The organism is Mesorhizobium sp. WSM4813 (genome assembly GCF_055811555.1).
Genome location: NZ_JBVVQU010000169.1, coordinates 1 through 375, shown reverse-complemented (window position 1 = coordinate 375; position 375 = coordinate 1). Strand labels below are relative to the sequence as shown.

Annotated in this window: 1 protein-coding gene and 1 pseudogene; both read left to right on the top strand. The window is 57.6% G+C overall.

The window, feature by feature from the left end; translation table 11 throughout:
- A pseudogene (locus AC0L25_RS32530) lies at nucleotides 1–98 on the top strand (co-chaperone GroES); the annotation flags it as partial.
- A 62-nt stretch (nucleotides 99–160) separates the two neighbouring features.
- Nucleotides 161–375: TCP-1/cpn60 chaperonin family protein (locus AC0L25_RS32525; RefSeq protein WP_287182322.1), on the top strand; the 215-nt coding region annotated here is incomplete at its 3' end.

Below are 375 nucleotides of genomic sequence, written 5' to 3'. Positions count from 1 at the left end.
GCATCCTGTTCGGCAAGTGGTCGGGCACCGAAGTCAAGCTCAATGGCGAAGACCTTCTGATCATGAAGGAATCCGACATCATGGGCATCATCGGCTGAATATCGGCCTCACCATCACTTAAATCTTCGGGCTCAATTCAAGCCCCTGCCAGGAGCTAAAAATGGCTGCCAAAGACGTAAAATTTTCCCGCGATGCCCGTGAGCGCATGCTGCGCGGCGTCAACATCCTCGCCGACGCAGTGAAGGTCACGCTCGGCCCCAAGGGCCGCAACGTCGTCATCGACAAGTCGTTCGGCGCACCGCGCATCACCAAGGACGGCGTCACCGTCGCCAAGGAAATCGAGCTTGAGGACAAGTTCGAGAACATGGGCGCGCA